The organism is Candidatus Krumholzibacteriia bacterium (genome assembly GCA_030748535.1).
In the GTDB taxonomy this organism is placed as follows: Bacteria; Krumholzibacteriota; Krumholzibacteriia; order JACNKJ01; family JACNKJ01; genus JASMLU01.
This window is the reverse complement of record JASMLU010000001.1, coordinates 480,554-497,993: the sequence shown is the minus strand read 5'-3', so window position 1 is coordinate 497,993 and position 17,440 is coordinate 480,554. Positions and strand designations below refer to the sequence as shown.

Below are 17,440 nucleotides of genomic sequence, written 5' to 3'. Positions count from 1 at the left end.
TCGATGAGCTTCACCAAGGCACTCGTTCGGGTGATCATGGTTCTTCTGATCTCGGGGATTTTCGCCATTCCGGCTCTCGCGCAGGATGAAGCTGCGGGTGAAGCGGCGGCAGAGACCGTCTTCTACCGGATTGCTCCGGGAACGATCGCTGATGCCGACACAACCGGCATGGCAGCAGCCTATTCCGATTTCTATTCCAAGGGCGGATTCAACGAGTGGTTCCGGAAGACCCGTCTCGGACGCAGTGGCGTCGGTGACCTCTTTATCAAGGGTGGCCCCTTTATGTGGCCGCTTCTGATCTCCATTCTTGTCGCTCTCGTTTTTATTCTGGAGCGCTTCTGGACCCTGTCGCGTGCCCGGGTCAACACCCGCAAGCTGATGGTTCAGGTGCAGAAGTCTCTGCGGAGTGAGGGCGTGGAAGCCGCATCCCGCGTCTGTGAACGCACACCCGGTCCGATTGCTTCCATCCTGCATGCGGGTCTTCAGAAGTCCCACCGCGGTTCCGCAGATGTGAAAGAAGCCATAGAGACGGCCGGCTCCATTGAGATGGCCTTTCTGGAAAAGGGCCTGACTGCCATCGCGGCGGTTGTGAATGTAGCTCCCATGCTCGGCTTCCTCGGAACGGTCTCCGGTATGATTCGCGCCTTCGAGGCCATCGCCGCAGCCGACCAGGTAAGCGCGAAGCTGGTGGCCTCCGGTATCTCCGAAGCACTGATCACCACGGCATCAGGACTGGTCATTGCGATTCCGACCAGCCTTTTCCACTCCTACTTTGTGGGACAGGTGGATCGCTTTGTGGTCGAGATGGAAGAGACCAGTGCGGAACTGGTGAACGAACTCGTCGAGTTGGGCATCTAGCTCCGTCCGCGGGGAGATCGCATGGGCCTTTTAAGCAAGAAGAAGAAGCGGGGGATTCCCGAGATCTCGATGGCATCGACATCGGATATCGCCTTCCTTTTGCTGATCTTCTTCATTGTCTCCACGGTGTTCAACCTGGAGCGGGGCCTTCCCATGGTTCTTCCCAGCGGCCAGACCGAATCTGCGGCCAAGGTGAGTCGCAAGAACATCCTGGAAGTCAAGGCGCACGCGGACAATTCCATTACGGTCAAGGGAATGCCGGTCAAGGTGAAGGACATCCGGAAACTGGTTCAGGAGGCTCAGGACGAAAACCCCAAGCTTATTGTAGTGATCGAAACCAGTCCCCATGCGGACTATGGCGTCATGGTGGATGTTCTTGATGAACTGAAGCTCGCGAGAATCCGCAAAATCTCACTCAAGATGGGGAAGAGCTAGGTCATGGCTGTCATACAGAAGAAGCCCCGCAAGTCTCCGACCATCCCCACGTCCTCCATGGCGGATATTGCCTTTCTTCTTCTCATCTTCTTCATGACGACTACCATCTTCAAACATGAGGAAGGGCTGGAGGTCAACCTGCCGCGGGCCGAGGCAGCGAAGAAGCAGAGGACCGAGCAGTTGGCGAACATCTGGGTGGATCGCACTGGACGCATTTCCATCAATGACAAGCTCATCTACATGCAGGATATACAGGCGATTATCGGAAAGAAGTTGGAAGAGAATCCTGCCCTGATCGTGTCTTTCAAGGCCGACAATCGCGTGAAGTATGAAATTATCAACTCCGTGCAGGAGGAACTGAAGGCGATCAATGCGGTTCGCGTCAGTTTCTCCAGCGACATGGAGTCAGGGAAGTAGCGAACGATGGTCATTACCGCTCAACAACTGGTCAAGAGGCAATACCAGAAGTTGCTCCGTTATGCATTTGGCGGTTCTGTACTCATCGTGTTTCTTCTTTTCCTTTTCACTCCGGCTTATGCTCCCAATCCCTACAAGCTGAAGGAAGAGGTCTTCGAGATCATCGATATCCCCGATGAGATCGAGATTCCTCCTCCACCCCAGGAAATCGAGATGCCGAAGGTTCGCGTCGAGATTGAAATCTCGGACGAGGCTTCCGAGGAAGACACCATCGAGGACACCAGCTTCGATTCCTTTGAGGATATGCCTCCGCCTGTAATCGATGGCGGCGGCGGTCCCCAGAAGTTCTACGCTTTCGATGAACCTCCCATTCTGACTTTCCGGGCCCCGGTTCGCTATCCGGAGATTGCAAGGGAAGCAGAGATGGAGGGGATTGTCCAGATTCTTGTCTATGTGGATGAGCGGGGGAATGTCTTTGATGCCCAGGTTCTTAGTTCCACAGTTCCGAAGATCCTGGTCAATGAAGCTCTGAGAGCGGCACGCCGTTGTCGTTTCAAGCCCGGAAAACAGAGGAATGTGCCGGTCAAGACGACGATCATGATTCCCTTTGATTTCCGGATCCGGGGCTAGGACTCGGGAGCCAATCGGCTCCCTTTTCTTGTGTTGCCGCCTCGAAACCTCGCCCTTCCCTGTCCGTACTCAGAGAGGTTTGAGCTGAATGAGGATGGTGCCATGAGAACTCGTGTTTCTCTCTTTCTTGCCCTGCTGCTTATTGGGATCACTGCGGCCCAGTCCCGGACCCTCAGTCTTGAGGAGTGTGTCCGAAGGGGGAGGGAGGCTTCACCGTCCCTGAAATCCTCCTCCCAGTCTCTGGATCTATCCAGGGAGAACCTGCTGGCCTCCTGGGGTTCCTTTCTCCCCGTCTTCAACAGCTCTGTCTCCTATTCCTCAAGCACGAGGGGACCGTCTTCGGCTCGGGAGTGGACAGATCCGATTAGCGGGGTGAGCTATGAGACGGAACCAAGCTCCGGCTCCAATACGGAGAGTTACTCCTTCGGTCTCAGTGGTTCCCTGACGCTCTTTTCCGGTTTCGGGGGCATCGCAGGTCTGGAAGCGGCCAAACTTCAGGTTCAGGCTTCCCGGAACGACCTTCTGGTAGCCAGAAACGCCGTGGATCGGGAAGTGACCACGGCCTATTATGAACTGCACAAGGCCCAGATGCTGGAAACGCTGGCTGCCCGGAGCCTCGAACTGAGCCAGGAGAGTTTTGATCAGGTAAAAAGAGCCTACACCATGGGTGCGGTGGCCCGTTCGGACACTCTTTCAGCGAGCGTGGATCTTGCGGAATCCCGCTTGGGGCTTCTGACAGCGGAAAACTCTCTGGCCCTTTCCCGGATATCTCTGGCCACACTTTTGGAAATTGTACCGGATTCTGATCTTCGGGTGGAGCAACTGGACTTTGATACCTACCCTCTTCTGCCCAGAGATGAGATCCTGGCTTCCGCCCTGAAATCCAATCCGGAGCTTCTCTCCGCGCGCTTTCAGCAGGAAGCGGCCCTTGCCTCTTTACGGCAGGCTCGCTCCAGCCTCTGGCCCTCCCTGGTCGGGAGCTACTCCTATTCCTGGGGGGATGAGGTCTGGCCGGCAGAGCCTCTCGGTATATTCGAAGAGAATTACGGCTCTTCTTACAGCCTCTCCCTTCGCTGGAACCTCTTCAGTGGTTTTGCCACACGCAGAGCCATTGCTTCCGCTCGAGTGAGCGAGAGGGTTCGGCAATACAGCCGGGACCTGCAGGAGAGGAACCTGATAAAGGCTCTTGAGAGCCTCCTGCTTACGCTGGAGAACTCCCGCAAGCGGGTGGAACTGGCTCGTGCTACACGGGAATTGGCGCGCGAAGAACTGCGGCTTGCCCGGGAGCGTTACCGGGTGGGGGCGGCGACACTTCTTGAGGTCAGCAGTGCAGAGGTCTCGGTCACTCGAGCAAGAAGTCAGGAAATCGACGGGATGACCGCCTATCTCATCGCGCTATCCGAGCTGAATAGAAGTGCCGGCATCTCGGGAGCGATTCATGATTGATGTTCGGGATCTCTTCAAGATCTATCAGGTGGGCGACAGCGAGGTCCGCGCCCTTGACGGGGTGGATCTGAGCGTCGAAAAAGGGGAGTACATGGCCATCATGGGGCCATCCGGCTCCGGGAAGTCCACGCTCATGAACATCATCGGTTGCCTGGACACTCCCAGTTCAGGATCCTATGAACTGGCCGGCCAAACGGTCTCCAGCCTCAAGGATGATGAACTTGCGAGAATCCGGAACCGGGAAATCGGATTTGTCTTCCAGACCTTCAACCTGCTTCCCCGGGCCGATGTCCTCCACAATGTGGAACTCCCGATGATCTACAGCGGTCTTCCCGCTGCGGAGCGCCGCAGTCGTGTGGCAACGGCCATCGAATCCGTGGGCTTGAGTGATCGCGCCCGGCACAAACCCACGGAACTCTCCGGTGGACAGAGACAGCGGGTCGCAATTGCAAGAGCCCTGGTCAACAATCCTTCCATTCTTCTGGCCGATGAACCGACCGGGAATCTGGACAGCAAAACGGGGGAGGAGATCATGGCAGTTCTTGAAGATCTCAATAAACAGGGCCACACCGTCATTCTGGTGACTCACGAGTCTTCCGTGTCCGACCGTGCGGAACGCGTGGTTCGACTGATGGACGGAAAGATCGAGAGCGACATTCGTCGTTGATTCCTTGGCAGCTTTCCCCTTTCCCCCTATGATTCGCCGACCGGATGGAGAAGAGAAGGATGACTGCGCGCTCAATTCTTGCCCTGGCTCTCTGTTTTCTCGCCCTGTCTTCACAGGGTGCCCGTCGCGAGGATCCCTTTCCCCGGGGAAGCCGGGTGGACCGCCATCTCACCCTCGACCAGGGCGAAACCCCTCAACTCGACATTCAGCTCTCTCTTCCCATTCGCTCTCTTCTCTTTCATCGTGAGGGGGAGATTTATCGTGCGGAGATTCGCGGGAGCTATCTTGCCCGGGCCAAAGAGGGCCAGAGGCAGGAAGGGATTCTGTTTCTGGAGGAACTGACCCGCCCGGATTTTCTGTCCTGCCGAAGCGAGGGCGAGAGCTGGAGTGGCAGGGCGCAACTGTCCCTTCCTCCCGGCGACTGGGATCTCGAACTGAGAGTTCACGGCCGCGGCGGCCGGCGAGCCTGGGTGAGGAAGCTCCGCGTGGAGATTCCCGCCCCAGCATCCCTTCCCTTCTTCATGCAGGGACCGCGCTGGGAAGCAAGGCCGGAAACGAGTGGCAGGGTTCCCGATTTCTTCGATCCCTGGGACATTCCGCTGCAGGACCACCTTTCTCTCCTGCCCGATTCCTCCTCGCTGCGTGTAGCTGTCGAACTGGATCTCTGGGTGGAGACGGACTCCCTGTCCCTGAGCCTTCACCTGGAGGATCGCGAGATGAGACTCCTCCTGGATGAGAGACGTCAGGTGTATCTGAAGCCGGGCAAGCATCAGCTGGAATGGGAGATCCCGCTCGAGGAACTCCCTCTGGGCCCGTATCGCCTCCGTGTTCTTGCCGAAACAGCTTCCCTGCGCCAGGAACTCAACGGCCTTCTCAAGCTGGGCCCGGGTCCGGGAACCTGGAGCAGCTACTGGACGGAAATGTTGGAATTGCTGGAGTTCCGCTCCGGGTATGGAGAATTGGATCGCATGGAAGAAGTGCCTCCCGGAGGCAGGGAAGCAGCCTGGGATAACTTCTGGCAAGGAAGGGAAGAAGGCGCAGAGTCCCGTTTTCTGGAAGAACTCAGTGTCCTGAACCGGAACTACGGCTGCCCCCGTTCCATGGGAGCCTGGTCGGATCGAGGCAAGATCTACTGGCAGTTCGGACCCCCGGACCGGCTTGACGAGACGCTGGATGAACTGAGCCTCAAGCCCCGGATCACCTGGACCTATGCTTCCGGCTCGGTCTTTGTCTTTGTGGACCACCATTCTGACGGGGAGTTTCCCCTTGCCGAAAGGTGGGAGAAGTGAGGAAGGCCGGCATTGCGCTCGCCCTCTTTGCCAGTCTCTCCTGCTCAGGCCCCACTCCGCCCTCCGACACTTTTCGAAGCTATCTGGGCGAGGAACCACAGTCTCTCGACCCCATTCGGGCTGTGGATCAGTCGTCAGGGCTTCTGGTTTCCCTGATCTATCCGGGTCTCTTTCGCTTCAGTCCTTCGGGAGAAACCCTTGCGGATCTCGTGCGGGACTGGTCTCTGGATGAGTCCGGATGCGAGTACCTCTTTCATCTGGAGAGTGGAAGGTTCTTCGACGATGGAAGCCTGCTTCATTCCGGCACGGTTCTTCGCTGTTTCCACCGACTTCTGGATCCGGAGCATCCTTCGCCGCGACGCTGGGTTCTGTCCCTTCTTGAGGGCGCCGAGGCCTTTCAGAATGGTCTCAGTCCCCGGATTTCGGGTCTGGAAGCTCCGGATGACAGCACTCTGAGAATCCGGCTCCGGGAGCCCTTTAGCCCCTTTCCCGGGCTTCTGGCCATGCCGGCCACCAGGCTCTACCCGGAAGGAGAGGAAGGGCAGCCCGCAAGGCGGGGGCGGATTCCCGTGGCCGGGGGAGCCTGGCGACTGGAGGAGTGGAAGAGGGGGGAGGAGTTCCTTCTTGCTCGCCGCGGTGACTGCCCTCCCGACGGTTTTTCCCGTCTTTCCTTTCGCATTATCCCGCAAGCATTTACAGCGGTTGCCGAGTTTGAGGTGGGAAACCTGGACCTCCTTACGATTCCCCAGGCGGAGTTTGCTTACTGGCAGAATGAAGATCGTCCCCTCCTTCGCCAGCAGCAGCTTTCGGTGACCTATCTGGGCCTGAACCTGCAGAAACCGCCTCTGGACGATCTGCGGGTGAGGCAGGCTCTGAATCGGGCGATCGACGTGCCTGCGATCATGAAAACCCTCCGCGGAGATGCGGCAATCCCGGCCCGGGGGCCGGTTCCCCCGGCACTCCGCTCGCGGGATCCCGAAGAAGTGCTTTCCTATGACCCACAGGAAGCCCGCAAGCTCTTGCAGGAAGCTGGTTTGCCCGACGGCTTTGAAATGGAGATCTGGCAGAAGGAGAACCCGGAGACCAGTCGCCTCCTGGAAGCCGTGCAGAGCTATTTGGCCGAGGTGGGGGTGCGGGTGAAGATCGTGGTGCGGGACTGGGGGGCCTTCAAGGAGGCAATCAATCAGGGAAGCGCCGATGCTTTTGTCATGGACTGGCTGGCGGACTATCCGGATGCGGAGAACTTCCTCTACCCTCTCTTTCACTCTTCAAATCGCGGAGGAGGCGGCAATCGTTGCGGGATGGAGGATCCCTGGATGGACCTCATGCTGGAGGAACTTCGCCTGCGTCCTGCCGGGGCGGCACGAGAAGAACTGGTGAACCGGATCAACGAAAGTCTCTATCGAAAGGCAGCCTGGATCTGGCTCTGGCACCCGGTCACCCTGCAGGTGATTCGCCCCGGAATCCGGGGCTACGAGGCCCCCGTGATCTTCAATGGACAGGACTACCGGGAGATGAAAAGTGGCGACCCACATCGTCCGTAGGCTCTTTGCGGCTCTGCCCGTCATTCTGGGCCTCAGCTTTTTGAGTTTTCTGCTTCTCTATGTGATTCCCGGTGACCCGGTTCAATCCGTGGCCGGCGAGCGCTACGACGAGCAGGTGATTGAGGAGATGCGGCAGGAACTCCACCTCGATGACCCGCTTCCCCTGCGATATCTGGCCTTTCTCGGGCGCCTTTGTCGCGGCGATCTGGGCCGGAGCATGGTGAGCCGGGAGCCGGTATTCGACAGCATTGCCGAGACCTTCCCCAATACGCTTCGCCTTGCACTCTCCTCCCTCCTGATTTCCACGCTTCTGGGTCTGGGACTGGGCATGGCCGCCGCCTCCCGTCCGGGTTCCCTGCTGGATCGCTGTTCCATGGCTCTTGCCTCAGCCGGGGTTTCGGTGCCGGTATTCTGGCTGGGCATGATTCTCATCTATCTCTTTTCCATGAAGCTCCACTGGCTTCCTCCTTCGGGCATGGGCGATGGCGACCTGGCCCATCTCCTCATGCCGGCCCTGACCCTGGCTCTCTCCTCCTCTGCCCTGGTAGCCCGGATGACCCGTTCCTCCATGCTGGAGGTTCTGGGCCAGGATTACATTCGCACAGCCCGAAGCAAGGGAGCGGGCCCCCGGAGAGTTCTCTGGATCCACGCCCTGAGAAACGCCCTCCTGCCGGTGGTGACGGTGCTGGGCAGTGACTTCGGCAGCTTTCTGGGGGGTGCAGTGTTGACCGAGAAGATCTTTGCCTGGCCCGGAATCGGTCGCTACACTCTGGATGCGGTGGCCACAAGGGATCTTCCCGCGATTCAGGGAGCGATTCTTGTGATGGCCCTTTCCTTTCTTCTGGTGAACCTCCTGGTGGATCTGTCCTATCTCTGGATCGATCCGAGAACGAGGTCTGCATCATGAAGTGGAGGAGGCACGGAGGGTTCATTCTGGGCTCGATACTGGTCTCCGTCTTCCTGCTTCTGGGTCTCTTTGCCAGCCTGATTCCCGGGCTCGATCCCTTGTCGACATCTCCGGAAGAGGCACTGGAGCGTCCCGGGCCGAATCATCTTTTCGGAACCGATGCCCTGGGGAGGGATCTACTGGCCCGGATCCTCGAAGGTGCCCGGATCTCCCTGCTGGTGGGGGTTTTCTCGCGTGGCATTGCCCTGTCTCTGGGCACTCTTGCGGGACTTTTTGCCGGCTATCACGGGGGGATAGTTGACCAGATCCTGATGCGATTGGCCGACATGACTCTATCCTTTCCCGCACTCCTGCTTCTGGTGGCCGTGGTTTCTTCCTTCGGTGCCAGCCTTCTGGTTCTCTTTCTTGCCCTCGGCTTTCTGGGTTGGGCGCAGGTGGCCAGAGTCATCCGCAGCCGGGTTCTTGTTCTTCGAAGTGAGGAGTTTGTGGAAGCGGCCGTGGCCAATGGAGCCGGCACTGCGCGCATCCTGTTTCTGCACATTCTGCCCTCCTGCATGGCTCCCCTGATGGTTCTCTTCAGCATGGGCATGGCCACAGCCATCATTGCAGAAGGAAGCCTGAGTTTTCTGGGCCTTGGTGCCCAGGCTCCGCAGGTCAGTTGGGGGACTCTGGTCCGGGACGGGTATGAATACATTCGCACGGCCCCCTGGCTGACCTTCTTGCCGGGAATGGCGATGGCGCTGGCCGTTCTGGGTTTCAATCTTCTGGGCGACGCTCTTCGGGATCTTCTTGACCCCCGGGGCCTGCCCCATCGGGAGTGAATACAATGAGCGAGAGAACCGGGATTGTTCGCCACACGAGTGCTTCGATTCGTCGCGAAGCGAGGCACGAAGCAGAACAGATCAGCCAGTTACTCCTGGGGGAATCGGTGCTGATTCTGGATGCAGTCGATGAAGGTCGATGGCTGAAGGTTCAGGGTCCGGATGCCTACGAGGGATGGCTTCGTTCCTGGCATCTTCAGGAGGGGGCTCCCCTGGAAGCGGGGCTCTGGCAGGTCACGAGCCGCTGGAGCCATGCCTATGCAGAAGAACGGGAGGATTCGGGAATCCTGCAGGACCTCTCCTTTGGAACCCGGCTTCCGGAAGCGGACTCACTTCATCAGGGATTTCTCCCGGAATTGATGCCCCGGACAGGTCTCCACCCCTGGAGACTTCCCGGGGGACAGAAGGTCTGGACTCCCCGTCGGCATCTGGCCCCTTTGGGAAGTCCGGGAGAAGGTGGGGTAAAGGCGCTTGTCCGAAGGGGATTTCGACTTCTCGGGATTCCCTACGAGTGGGGTGGACGATCTTCCTCGGGAATGGATTGCAGTGGCTTGCAGCAGTTGCTCTTTGCGAGTCTCGGGATTTGCCTGCCCCGGGATTCCCGGCTGCAGGTGGAAGGGGGAGAAGCGCTGAACCGGGAGGATCCCGGGAGTTGGGAGGCGGGGGATTTACTCTTTTTCGGGGAAAAAGCGATTGACCATGTCGCCCTCTACCTCGGAGAAGGGCGGATTCTCCATGCCAGCGGAGAGGTCCGTTGTGAAGAGCTCACCGAGAGGGGAGAACTCTCTGGGTCAGGCAGGTCAAGGCTTTCCGCAGTCCGGAGACTTCTATCCTGAGCTCCACGAGTCCCTGTCTCCCGAAGAGAAGAACAGGTCTCTCGGGGAGATGTTTAATTACTAACAGATTGTGACATAAGGGACTCTTTTTCGATTGACAGCTTGGGAAGCCTCCCCTACTTTGCACGCGGTTCGAGGATCTCAAGGAAGCCCCACGATTACCGGGGCGAGCCCGGCCGACTCGTTTTGGGAAATCCGTGCGGGGGGAAAAGAGATCCGAGGCCTGGGGGTGAGAGACCTGGAAAACCTGGGAACCGGTCCCCCGACCTTTAGAGAGACGTGTTTTTCCTGATCAGGAGGTCAATTGTGTCTCGATTCAGTCGTTTGATGATCGTAACGGGTGCTCTGCTGCTGATGGTCTTTAGTGCCTCAGCGACGGATGTGCGCTCTGCAACTCTCGGTGGAGCTCCTTACTGGAAGGACGCCGGGGATGTTGATTCGTGGTATGGCGAGATCGCCAACTACAGTGATATGGCGTGGGTGAACTTTGATGCTCTGGACGGAGATGGTGATCCCGATGCCACGAGTCTGGCCATGACCAAGTCCGAGGAAGGCTGGGGTAGCTTCTATCTGGGCATCGGTAACGGTGCTGCGGACAAGCTGACCATCGGTTACGGATATGGTCTGGAAATGGCGACCATCGGTTTTGTCTATGACATGTACGATGCCGGAGACGACTCCAAGTTCGACTTCGGTTTCGGTATTGACTATGACATGGGCGACACCAATGTCGACCTGGCCTTTGACTATGGCAAGGATGTCGATGCCTCTAGCATGGGCTTTGCCTTCCGTGCCTTCTACGCCTGGCGTGATGGGGTGACGGCCGTTCCGGTCTTCGTCTATGGAACCACGGATGATGGTGCAGATGACGCGACCACCACGACCGCGATGTTCTTCGGTCTTGGTTTCGACTATGCCATCAACGAGGACAACAGCCTCGTTCTGGGTTTCAATTACGGGAGCGGGAGCACGTCTACTGGTGTCGACAGCCTCGATACATCCACCACCACGATGCCCGGCTTCTACGCTGGTATCGAGCATGACCTGTATGACTGGCTGACCGTGCGTTGCGCCGGTACCAAGAGCTGGGACAAGGATCAGGACGATAATGCTTCCTATCCCTTCGGCTTTGTCTTCGGTCTGGGTCTGCACGTGGGTGACTTCGATCTTGATGTCGCCTATCGCGAAGGCGCTCTCTTTGATGCCTTCAACTGGATGCTTGGTGGCCCCGGCGAACTCGGTGTCTACGCTGTTCAGATGAAGTACTACTTCTAGTCGATTTTCGGCTTGAGGAACCCCGCCTTCGGGCGGGGTTTTTTTTTGGCATAATCTCTGCGATTCCGGATCCTCTTCCTCTTCAATTCCCCCTTTCCACTTCCCTGATCCAAAAGGACTGGCGAAAGGCCATGCGATATGTTAGGAAGAAAAGGGCAGTCTTCCCGACTTCGGGATGCTTCGAAGGCTTGTCTTTCCCGTGGACAGGGAAGGATGGATCCGACACTTCCGGAAGCAGTTCCCGGGAAGGATCCCGAGGAAATGGAGACGGGAGAGCTTCTGGGAGCCTTTTTTCTCAGTTCGGGGTCTCTCCGCCCGGAACAGTGTTCCCGGGCTCTTCTGGGGGCTTTCGGGAGTCTTCAGGAGCTATCCAGGGCACTTCCCGAGGAGATGGGAAGCCTGGGAGGACTGGAAGAATGGGAGGCTCGCCTTCTGTACCTCAGCTTTGAGCTGGGACGACGCAGTCGCAAGCTGCGGGAGGGTGATCTTCCCCAGGTGCGGGAACCCGATGATGTGGCGCGGCATTATGGTCCCCTGATGGAACTGTGCCGGCAGGAAGAGTTCCGCGCCCTGCTTCTTGATTCCCGCCACCGGGTGATTCGTTCGGTGCTAGTGGCCAAGGGAAGCCTGAATGCAGCGGTGGTTCATCCAAGGGAACTTCTCCGGCCTGCGATTCTCGCAGCCTGTGAGTCCCTGTTGCTGATGCACAATCACCCATCCGGGGATCCGGAGCCGAGTGAGGACGATATCCGCCTCACCCTGCGTTTCCGGGAGGCCTGTGAACTGATGGGAATCGGCCTGCTGGATCATGTGATTCTGGGCCAGGGTACACATTGCAGTCTGAGGGAAAGAGGATACCTTCCCTGAACCGAGACGAGGACTGAAGTGATCGGAAAGATATCCCGACTGTTTTCCAATGATGTCGCCATCGATCTGGGGACCGCCAATACGCTGATCTTTGTCCGCGGAGAAGGCATTGTCCTCAACGAGCCAAGTGTGGTGGCCGTGAACACGCACAGCCGCAAGGTGCATGCAGTGGGCCGCGAGGCCAAACTCATGCTCGGGCGTACGCATCCTGATATCGAGGCGATTCGCCCCATGAAGGATGGCGTGATTGCCGACTTCGATGTGGTGGAAATCATGCTCCGTCAGTTCATCGAAAAGGCGAAGAAACGCCAGACCTTCATCCGCCCCCGCATTATCATCTGCGTTCCCTCGGGCATCACCGAAGTGGAGAAGCGAGCAGTGCGGGACTCTGCCGAGCACGCAGGGGCACGGGAGGTCTATCTGGTCAGCGAACCCATTGCTGCGGCCATCGGTGTCGGGCTTCCCGTAGACAAACCTGCGGGCAACATGGTGGTGGATATCGGCGGGGGAACCAGTGAGATCGCTGTGATTGCCCTCAATGGCATTGTCACCGATTCCTCGATCCGTGTGGCGGGCGACGAGATGGACGAGGCCATCGTCAACTTCATCCGCCGTAAGTACAATCTGATGATCGGTCAACAGACCGCCGAGCAGATCAAGACCCAGGTCGGCAATGCCCATCCTTCGGTCAAGACGCTGGCCATGGAGGTCAAGGGTCTGCACCAGGGTGACGGACTTCCCCGCACTCTCCGCATTACCTCCGACGAGATCCGGGATTCCCTGGAGGAACCGCTAGCTTCAATTGTCGGCGCTCTGAAGGCGGCTCTGGAGCAAACTCCCCCGGAACTGGCGGCAGACATCGTGGATCGCGGCATTGTACTCACCGGCGGCGGAAGCCTCCTGAAGGGCATTGAAGAACGCTTCAAGGATGAGACCAACCTGCCCGTCAACCTGGTGGACGATCCCCTGACCTGCGTTGTGCTCGGTGCGGGCAAGATACTCGACAATCTGGAAGAATACGATCAGGTCATCATGCAGGGAGCGGAACACTGAGATGGCATACCGGCCCTCTCCCTTTCTGAAATACCGTGACCCGGCGCTTCTGATCCTGCTTCTCGCTTTTTCCTTTGCCCTTGTGGAAGCTCCCGAGGAAGTGCGCTTTCAGCCAGCGAGGCTTGTGTATCGAGTTTTGGCCTGGCCCTCCGATGGAGTCACCCGCCTTGCCCACTACCTGACCCGAACCGCTAGTGAAAACGAGAAGCTGCGGGAAGAGGTCATGAGTCTTCGCTTTGCAGGAGAACGGGCCGAGGAAATACTTCGGGAAAACGGTCGCCTTCGAACACTTCTGGGATTCCATGTGCAGGATGAGTATCAGTTCCTGCCGGCGGAACTTCTGAGCTACCCTCTCCGCAGCCATGAGCGTCACCTGATCCGGATCGACAAGGGAAGTGCAGATGGTGTGGAAACCGGTATGCCGGTGGTCAGTTATCAGGGCCTGGTCGGAAGGATTGAAAGCCTGGGCGATGAGAGCAGCGAAGTTCTGATGATCAACAGCAAGCACTTCTCTTTGGGTGCCCGGGATCTTCGGAGCCGGGTTTTGGGTGCCTTCAAATGGAACCCGAGGCTGGGATTTTTTATCGACCGCGTGGCACCTTCGGAGGATGTCAGAGTGGGAGACCGCTTTGTGACGCTGGGGCTTGAGGGGAAAATCCCGCCCGGCTTTCTCCTGGGCCGTGTCTCCGAAGTAAGGAAACATCCTGCTTCGCTGAGACAGGAGATTCTGATTGAAGCAGCAGCCCCGCTTTTGAGAATTGAGGATCTCTTTGTGGTCACCCGGGCCTCGAAAGGCGCCGACGGTTTTCCCGCGATGGAAGGGAGCGGGAGATGACGGAAAGCCGCCCTCAACTCGGGATCCTGCTTCTCTTTTTCCTCTTTCAGCCGCTTCTGGAGAGCTTTGCGCCGGCCGGCTATCGCGTGGATTTTGCCTTCCTTCTTCTTTTCTGGATTGCGATGCGCGCTGGACGAGTCCCTACCCTGCTCTGGGCTTTTGCCCTCGGGCTGATCCGCGATGTTTCCGACTTCGAAACCCTGGGGGCCAGTTCTGCCGCCTTTGTCCCGAGCGCCTGGCTCTTGTCGGATCTGCGCCATCGTGTGGATCGCAAGAGTGTCCTCATGCGGATGGTTCTCTTTCTTCTCTCCTTTCTTTTGGCAAGGTTGATTTTCTATCTGGTCTATGACTGGCCCGAAATCCTTCACGCCCTTCTCCTCTGGCTTCGGGAGGGCCTGCTTCATGCCTTCCTCGGGCTGGTTTTCTACTTCCTCCTTCTGGGACTGATCTTCCTGTTCAGGGAAGGACTGGGTGTCTTCCGTGAAGCGAATGAGGATTAGAAGTCCCCGGGCTTCCAGCCCGGCTCACCGTCTCCTTCTCCTGGTGATCCTCATGATGGGCCTTCTGATTCTGCGTCTTGCCTGGCTGCAGCTTTTTCAGGGCTCGGCCTTTCTAGGGCAGTCGCGGGACAATCAGTTTCTCGAGAAAAGGATTCCTTCCGCCCGCGGGCTGGTGCTGGATCGACAGGGTCAGGCTCTTGCCCTGAATGTGACGGCCTGCGAGTTGAGCCTCTCCCGAAGAGCGCTGGAATCCGACTCCACCCTGGCCCCGATAATCTGCCGGATTCTGGATTGGCCTGAAAAGCGTCTGGAAGCGCTCTATCAGGAAGCCCTTGAGGAGAAACTTTCCCGAATCGTTCTCGAAAGGGATCTGGATCAGGAGAGGATCCTCCGGGTGGAAGAAAGGCTCCCGGATCTTCCCAGCCTAAGACTGCGGGATTGGGCTAGAAGAACCTATCCCCGGGGGGAACTTGCTGCGCATATTCTCGGCTATGTCGGCGAAGTAAGCCGGGAGGAACTGGAAACCTGGAGAGGCAGCAGCCGGGCCTATTTCCCCGCGGATTTGATGGGTCGCTCAGGAGTCGAGCGCCGTTATCAGGACCGATTGCGAGGCCAGGATGGCAAGGAACTCTTTCTGGTCAATGCCAGAGGGTCGCTTCTTCAGACCGTGGAGAGGCTGGAGCCGGTGGAAGGGGAAACCCTTCGTCTGAGTCTGGATATCGGTCTCTGTGCAGTTCTCGACAGTGCCCTTGCCGAATGGGGTCTGGGTGCCGGCGTGGTGATGGATATTGAAAGCGGAGATCTGCTTGCGGCAGCCAGTCGCCCGGCTTTCGACCCCAATTTTCTTTCCGGAGGGATGACGGCCACGGAATGGAATAAACTCCGGGAAGATCCGTCTCGCCCGATGTTCAATCGGGTTCTTCAGGCTGGCTATGCACCGGGAAGTACTTTCAAGCCGCTGGTTGCCCTGGCCGCTCTGGAGGAGAAGCTCCTGCACCGCAGTTCCTTTGAACCCTGCGGGGGTGGGCTGGATCTGGGAACCCGCTACTTTCGCTGCTGGCTATCTTCGGGCCACGGCAAGGTGAGCATGGAGAGTTCTCTGGAGAGAAGCTGCGATGTTTACTACTACCAGATCGGGGATGCGATCGGAGTGGATCCCATTGCGGACATGGCCCGGAGATTTGGAATGGGAAGCAGAACGGGCCTGGATCTCGGTTCCGAACAGGCCGGCCTTGTTCCTGATTCGGACTACTACAACCGGAGATTCGGCAAGGGGCGATGGACCCGCGGCTATGCCTGGAATCTCTCAATCGGGCAGGGTGAATACCTCTGCACACCCTTGCAGATGGCCATCGTCTATGCGGGCCTGGCACGGGGGGACATTCTGCCGAGCCCGAAACTTCTTCTCGGGGAGTCTCTTCCTTCAAGTCGCAGGGCGAAAAAGCTGGGCATTGAAGAACCGCATCTTCGCCGGATTCGAAAAGGTCTTTTCCGGGTGATGGAAGGTCCGCTGGGAACGGCGCGGGAGTCTGCGGTTCCCGGAATCCCGAGTGCTGGAAAAACAGGAACTGTGCAGAATCCCCACGGGCTCGAACACGCCTGGTTCTGCGGTTATGCCCCTGCAAAGAATCCCAGGATCGCAATCGCCCTGATTGTCGAACACGGAGAGCACGGGACGGACATCGCGCCGATCTTTTCGAGACTCGTGGAGTACTGGCTTCGTGAGAGAGGAGAGTTCTGATGCTCCACTCTTCGCTTCGCCTCATACTGCCCCTTGCCTTGATCCTGCTTACGGGAATCCTCATGCTCTACTCGGTGACCTCTCCTGTTGGCTCCTGGGGCTTCGATGAGGACCGCTCGGAATACACCATCCACCGCGGCTTCTTCCATCGGCAGATTCTCTGGGTGGGGGTCGGCCTTTGCGGACTTCTTTTTACCTCTTTTCTGCCTTTCTGGATTTTCAAGGACTACCTTTCCTGGATTCTCTATGGTCTGGGCCTTCTGGTTCTGATCCTGATTCTCGTTTTTCCTCCTGCGAGGGGAGGAACCCATCGCTGGATCCTGATCGGGCCAGTGGGCTTCCAGCCATCCGAGTTCTTCAAGATTGTGATGATCTTTATGCTGTCGTCCTACATGGCGGCGCAAAGGATCAGCAGCCCCAGTCGTCTGGTCCTCGGCTCACTGGCTCTGGTGCTTCCCCCGGCTGTTCTCGTCCTCCAGCAACCGGATCTGGGCACGGCGATCACCTTCTTCTGGCTTCTGATTCCCATGCTGATCTGGAAAGGCTTTGCCCTTCGAAGAATGCTCCTGCTTCTTGCACCCCTGATTAGCGCACTACTTGTCCTCTATGGTCAAATCCTCGGCGTGGAGGGATTCGGACTTCCCCACTGGATCTGGATGGCCTTCCTGACAATCCTTCTTGCCCAGATCTTCCTCTATCCGGAAATGGGAATCCCGGCGAGAGTGACTTCCTTCCTCACGAGCATTGCCAGCGGCCTGATGGTTCCTTTTCTCTGGGGCCTCTTGCTCCCCTACCAGCAGAAGAGAATCCATGTGTTCTTTGATCCGGATCTGGATCGCCTGGGTGCGGGCTACCAGATCTTTCAGTCCAAGGTTGCTCTGGGTTCGGGAGGATTGACCGGGCGCGGTTTTCTGGAGGGCACGCAAAAGGGTCTGGCCTTCCTACCCGCTCGCCACACGGACTTTATTTTTTCGGTTCTCGGAGAGGAGTTCGGCTTTCTGGGAGCCATGGTGCTGCTTGCCGCCTATACCCTCCTGATTGTCGAGGGAATCCGGATTGCCGCCCGTGTGCGACATCCCTTCGGTCAATTGCTTTCGGTGGGCGTAAGCGCCTATCTTCTCTTCCATGTCTTTGTCAATGTGGCGATGACCATGGGACTGGCTCCCGTGACCGGCCTGCCGCTTCCGGGAGTGAGTTTCGGGGGGAGCGTCCTGATCTCGACCTGCCTTCTTGTTGGTGTGCAGGTGAACATTGCGAGAAACTGGCGGAGATACTGATTGATGAAAGCGAATCCCGGCACTAGGATTCGCGCAAAAGGA

Annotated in this window: 18 protein-coding genes; all 18 read left to right on the top strand. The window is 58.0% G+C overall.

Features of this window, described 5'->3' with window-relative positions; translation table 11 throughout:
- Positions 1-3: 3 nt before the first annotated feature.
- Positions 4-858, top strand: a complete 855-nt coding sequence (locus QGH30_02370; protein ID MDP7021176.1) for a MotA/TolQ/ExbB proton channel family protein — start codon at positions 4-6, stop codon at positions 856-858.
- Positions 859-879: 21 nt separating this feature from the next.
- Positions 880-1,293: a biopolymer transporter ExbD gene (locus QGH30_02365; GenBank protein ID MDP7021175.1), complete on the top strand. Its 414-nt coding sequence runs from the start codon at positions 880-882 to the stop codon at positions 1,291-1,293.
- A 3-nt stretch (positions 1,294-1,296) separates the two neighbouring features.
- Positions 1,297-1,710 (top strand): biopolymer transporter ExbD, encoded by a 414-nt coding sequence (locus tag QGH30_02360; protein ID MDP7021174.1) that lies wholly within the window; start codon positions 1,297-1,299, stop codon positions 1,708-1,710.
- Between the two features lie 6 nt (positions 1,711-1,716).
- Positions 1,717-2,340: an energy transducer TonB gene (locus QGH30_02355; protein MDP7021173.1), complete on the top strand. Its 624-nt coding sequence runs from the start codon at positions 1,717-1,719 to the stop codon at positions 2,338-2,340.
- 102 nt (positions 2,341-2,442) lie between these two features.
- The gene (locus QGH30_02350; GenBank protein MDP7021172.1) at positions 2,443-3,786 is read left to right on the top strand and encodes a TolC family protein; all 1,344 of its coding nucleotides are present in this window, start codon (positions 2,443-2,445) and stop codon (positions 3,784-3,786) included.
- Positions 3,779-4,453 carry an ABC transporter ATP-binding protein gene (locus tag QGH30_02345; GenBank protein MDP7021171.1) on the top strand — a complete coding sequence of 225 codons (675 nt, stop codon included), beginning with the start codon at positions 3,779-3,781 and terminating at the stop codon, positions 4,451-4,453. Before QGH30_02350 ends, QGH30_02345 begins: the two co-directional genes overlap by 8 nt.
- A gap of 59 nt (positions 4,454-4,512) precedes the next feature.
- Positions 4,513-5,742: a GWxTD domain-containing protein gene (locus tag QGH30_02340; protein MDP7021170.1), complete on the top strand. Its 1,230-nt coding sequence runs from the start codon at positions 4,513-4,515 to the stop codon at positions 5,740-5,742.
- Positions 5,739-7,286, top strand: a complete 1,548-nt coding sequence (locus tag QGH30_02335) for an ABC transporter substrate-binding protein (protein ID MDP7021169.1) — start codon at positions 5,739-5,741, stop codon at positions 7,284-7,286. The genes QGH30_02340 and QGH30_02335 overlap by 4 nt, the downstream gene beginning before the upstream one ends.
- The gene (locus tag QGH30_02330) at positions 7,264-8,193 is read left to right on the top strand and encodes an ABC transporter permease (GenBank protein MDP7021168.1); all 930 of its coding nucleotides are present in this window, start codon (positions 7,264-7,266) and stop codon (positions 8,191-8,193) included. The genes QGH30_02335 and QGH30_02330 overlap by 23 nt, the downstream gene beginning before the upstream one ends.
- A complete protein-coding gene (locus tag QGH30_02325) occupies positions 8,190-9,014 on the top strand; it encodes an ABC transporter permease (GenBank protein MDP7021167.1) in 825 nt (274 codons plus the stop codon). The genes QGH30_02330 and QGH30_02325 overlap by 4 nt, the downstream gene beginning before the upstream one ends.
- A gap of 5 nt (positions 9,015-9,019) precedes the next feature.
- Positions 9,020-9,850, top strand: coding sequence for a C40 family peptidase (locus QGH30_02320; GenBank protein ID MDP7021166.1), 831 nt, complete (start codon positions 9,020-9,022; stop codon positions 9,848-9,850).
- Positions 9,851-10,156: 306 nt separating this feature from the next.
- A complete protein-coding gene (locus QGH30_02315; protein MDP7021165.1) occupies positions 10,157-11,125 on the top strand; it encodes a hypothetical protein in 969 nt (322 codons plus the stop codon).
- A gap of 138 nt (positions 11,126-11,263) precedes the next feature.
- A complete protein-coding gene (radC, locus tag QGH30_02310) occupies positions 11,264-11,992 on the top strand; it encodes a DNA repair protein RadC (GenBank protein MDP7021164.1) in 729 nt (242 codons plus the stop codon).
- A 21-nt stretch (positions 11,993-12,013) separates the two neighbouring features.
- On the top strand, positions 12,014-13,045 hold the full coding sequence (locus QGH30_02305) for a rod shape-determining protein (protein ID MDP7021163.1): 1,032 nt from the start codon (positions 12,014-12,016) through the stop codon (positions 13,043-13,045).
- 1 nt (position 13,046) lies between these two features.
- Positions 13,047-13,880, top strand: a complete 834-nt coding sequence (mreC, locus tag QGH30_02300) for a rod shape-determining protein MreC (protein MDP7021162.1) — start codon at positions 13,047-13,049, stop codon at positions 13,878-13,880.
- Entirely contained in the window at positions 13,877-14,380 is a 504-nt protein-coding gene (mreD, locus tag QGH30_02295; GenBank protein MDP7021161.1) for a rod shape-determining protein MreD, read from the top strand. Before mreC ends, mreD begins: the two co-directional genes overlap by 4 nt.
- On the top strand, positions 14,370-16,121 hold the full coding sequence (gene mrdA, locus QGH30_02290; protein MDP7021160.1) for a penicillin-binding protein 2: 1,752 nt from the start codon (positions 14,370-14,372) through the stop codon (positions 16,119-16,121). The genes mreD and mrdA overlap by 11 nt, the downstream gene beginning before the upstream one ends.
- A complete protein-coding gene (rodA, locus tag QGH30_02285; protein ID MDP7021159.1) occupies positions 16,121-17,398 on the top strand; it encodes a rod shape-determining protein RodA in 1,278 nt (425 codons plus the stop codon). The genes mrdA and rodA overlap by 1 nt, the downstream gene beginning before the upstream one ends.
- Positions 17,399-17,440 lie beyond the last annotated feature (42 nt).

Coding starts and splice junctions, on each gene's coding strand:
- rodA (MDP7021159.1), top strand. CDS start 16,121: ATGCTCCACTCTTCGCTTCGCCTCATACTGCCCCTTGCCTTGATCCTG.
- QGH30_02370 (MDP7021176.1), top strand. CDS start 4: ATGAGCTTCACCAAGGCACTCGTTCGGGTGATCATGGTTCTTCTGATC.
- mrdA (MDP7021160.1), top strand. CDS start 14,370: ATGAGGATTAGAAGTCCCCGGGCTTCCAGCCCGGCTCACCGTCTCCTT.
- QGH30_02325 (MDP7021167.1), top strand. CDS start 8,190: ATGAAGTGGAGGAGGCACGGAGGGTTCATTCTGGGCTCGATACTGGTC.
- QGH30_02360 (MDP7021174.1), top strand. CDS start 1,297: ATGGCTGTCATACAGAAGAAGCCCCGCAAGTCTCCGACCATCCCCACG.
- radC (MDP7021164.1), top strand. CDS start 11,264: ATGTTAGGAAGAAAAGGGCAGTCTTCCCGACTTCGGGATGCTTCGAAG.
- QGH30_02365 (MDP7021175.1), top strand. CDS start 880: ATGGGCCTTTTAAGCAAGAAGAAGAAGCGGGGGATTCCCGAGATCTCG.
- mreD (MDP7021161.1), top strand. CDS start 13,877: ATGACGGAAAGCCGCCCTCAACTCGGGATCCTGCTTCTCTTTTTCCTC.
- QGH30_02320 (MDP7021166.1), top strand. CDS start 9,020: ATGAGCGAGAGAACCGGGATTGTTCGCCACACGAGTGCTTCGATTCGT.
- mreC (MDP7021162.1), top strand. CDS start 13,047: ATGGCATACCGGCCCTCTCCCTTTCTGAAATACCGTGACCCGGCGCTT.
- QGH30_02350 (MDP7021172.1), top strand. CDS start 2,443: ATGAGAACTCGTGTTTCTCTCTTTCTTGCCCTGCTGCTTATTGGGATC.
- QGH30_02345 (MDP7021171.1), top strand. CDS start 3,779: ATGATTGATGTTCGGGATCTCTTCAAGATCTATCAGGTGGGCGACAGC.
- QGH30_02340 (MDP7021170.1), top strand. CDS start 4,513: ATGACTGCGCGCTCAATTCTTGCCCTGGCTCTCTGTTTTCTCGCCCTG.
- QGH30_02355 (MDP7021173.1), top strand. CDS start 1,717: ATGGTCATTACCGCTCAACAACTGGTCAAGAGGCAATACCAGAAGTTG.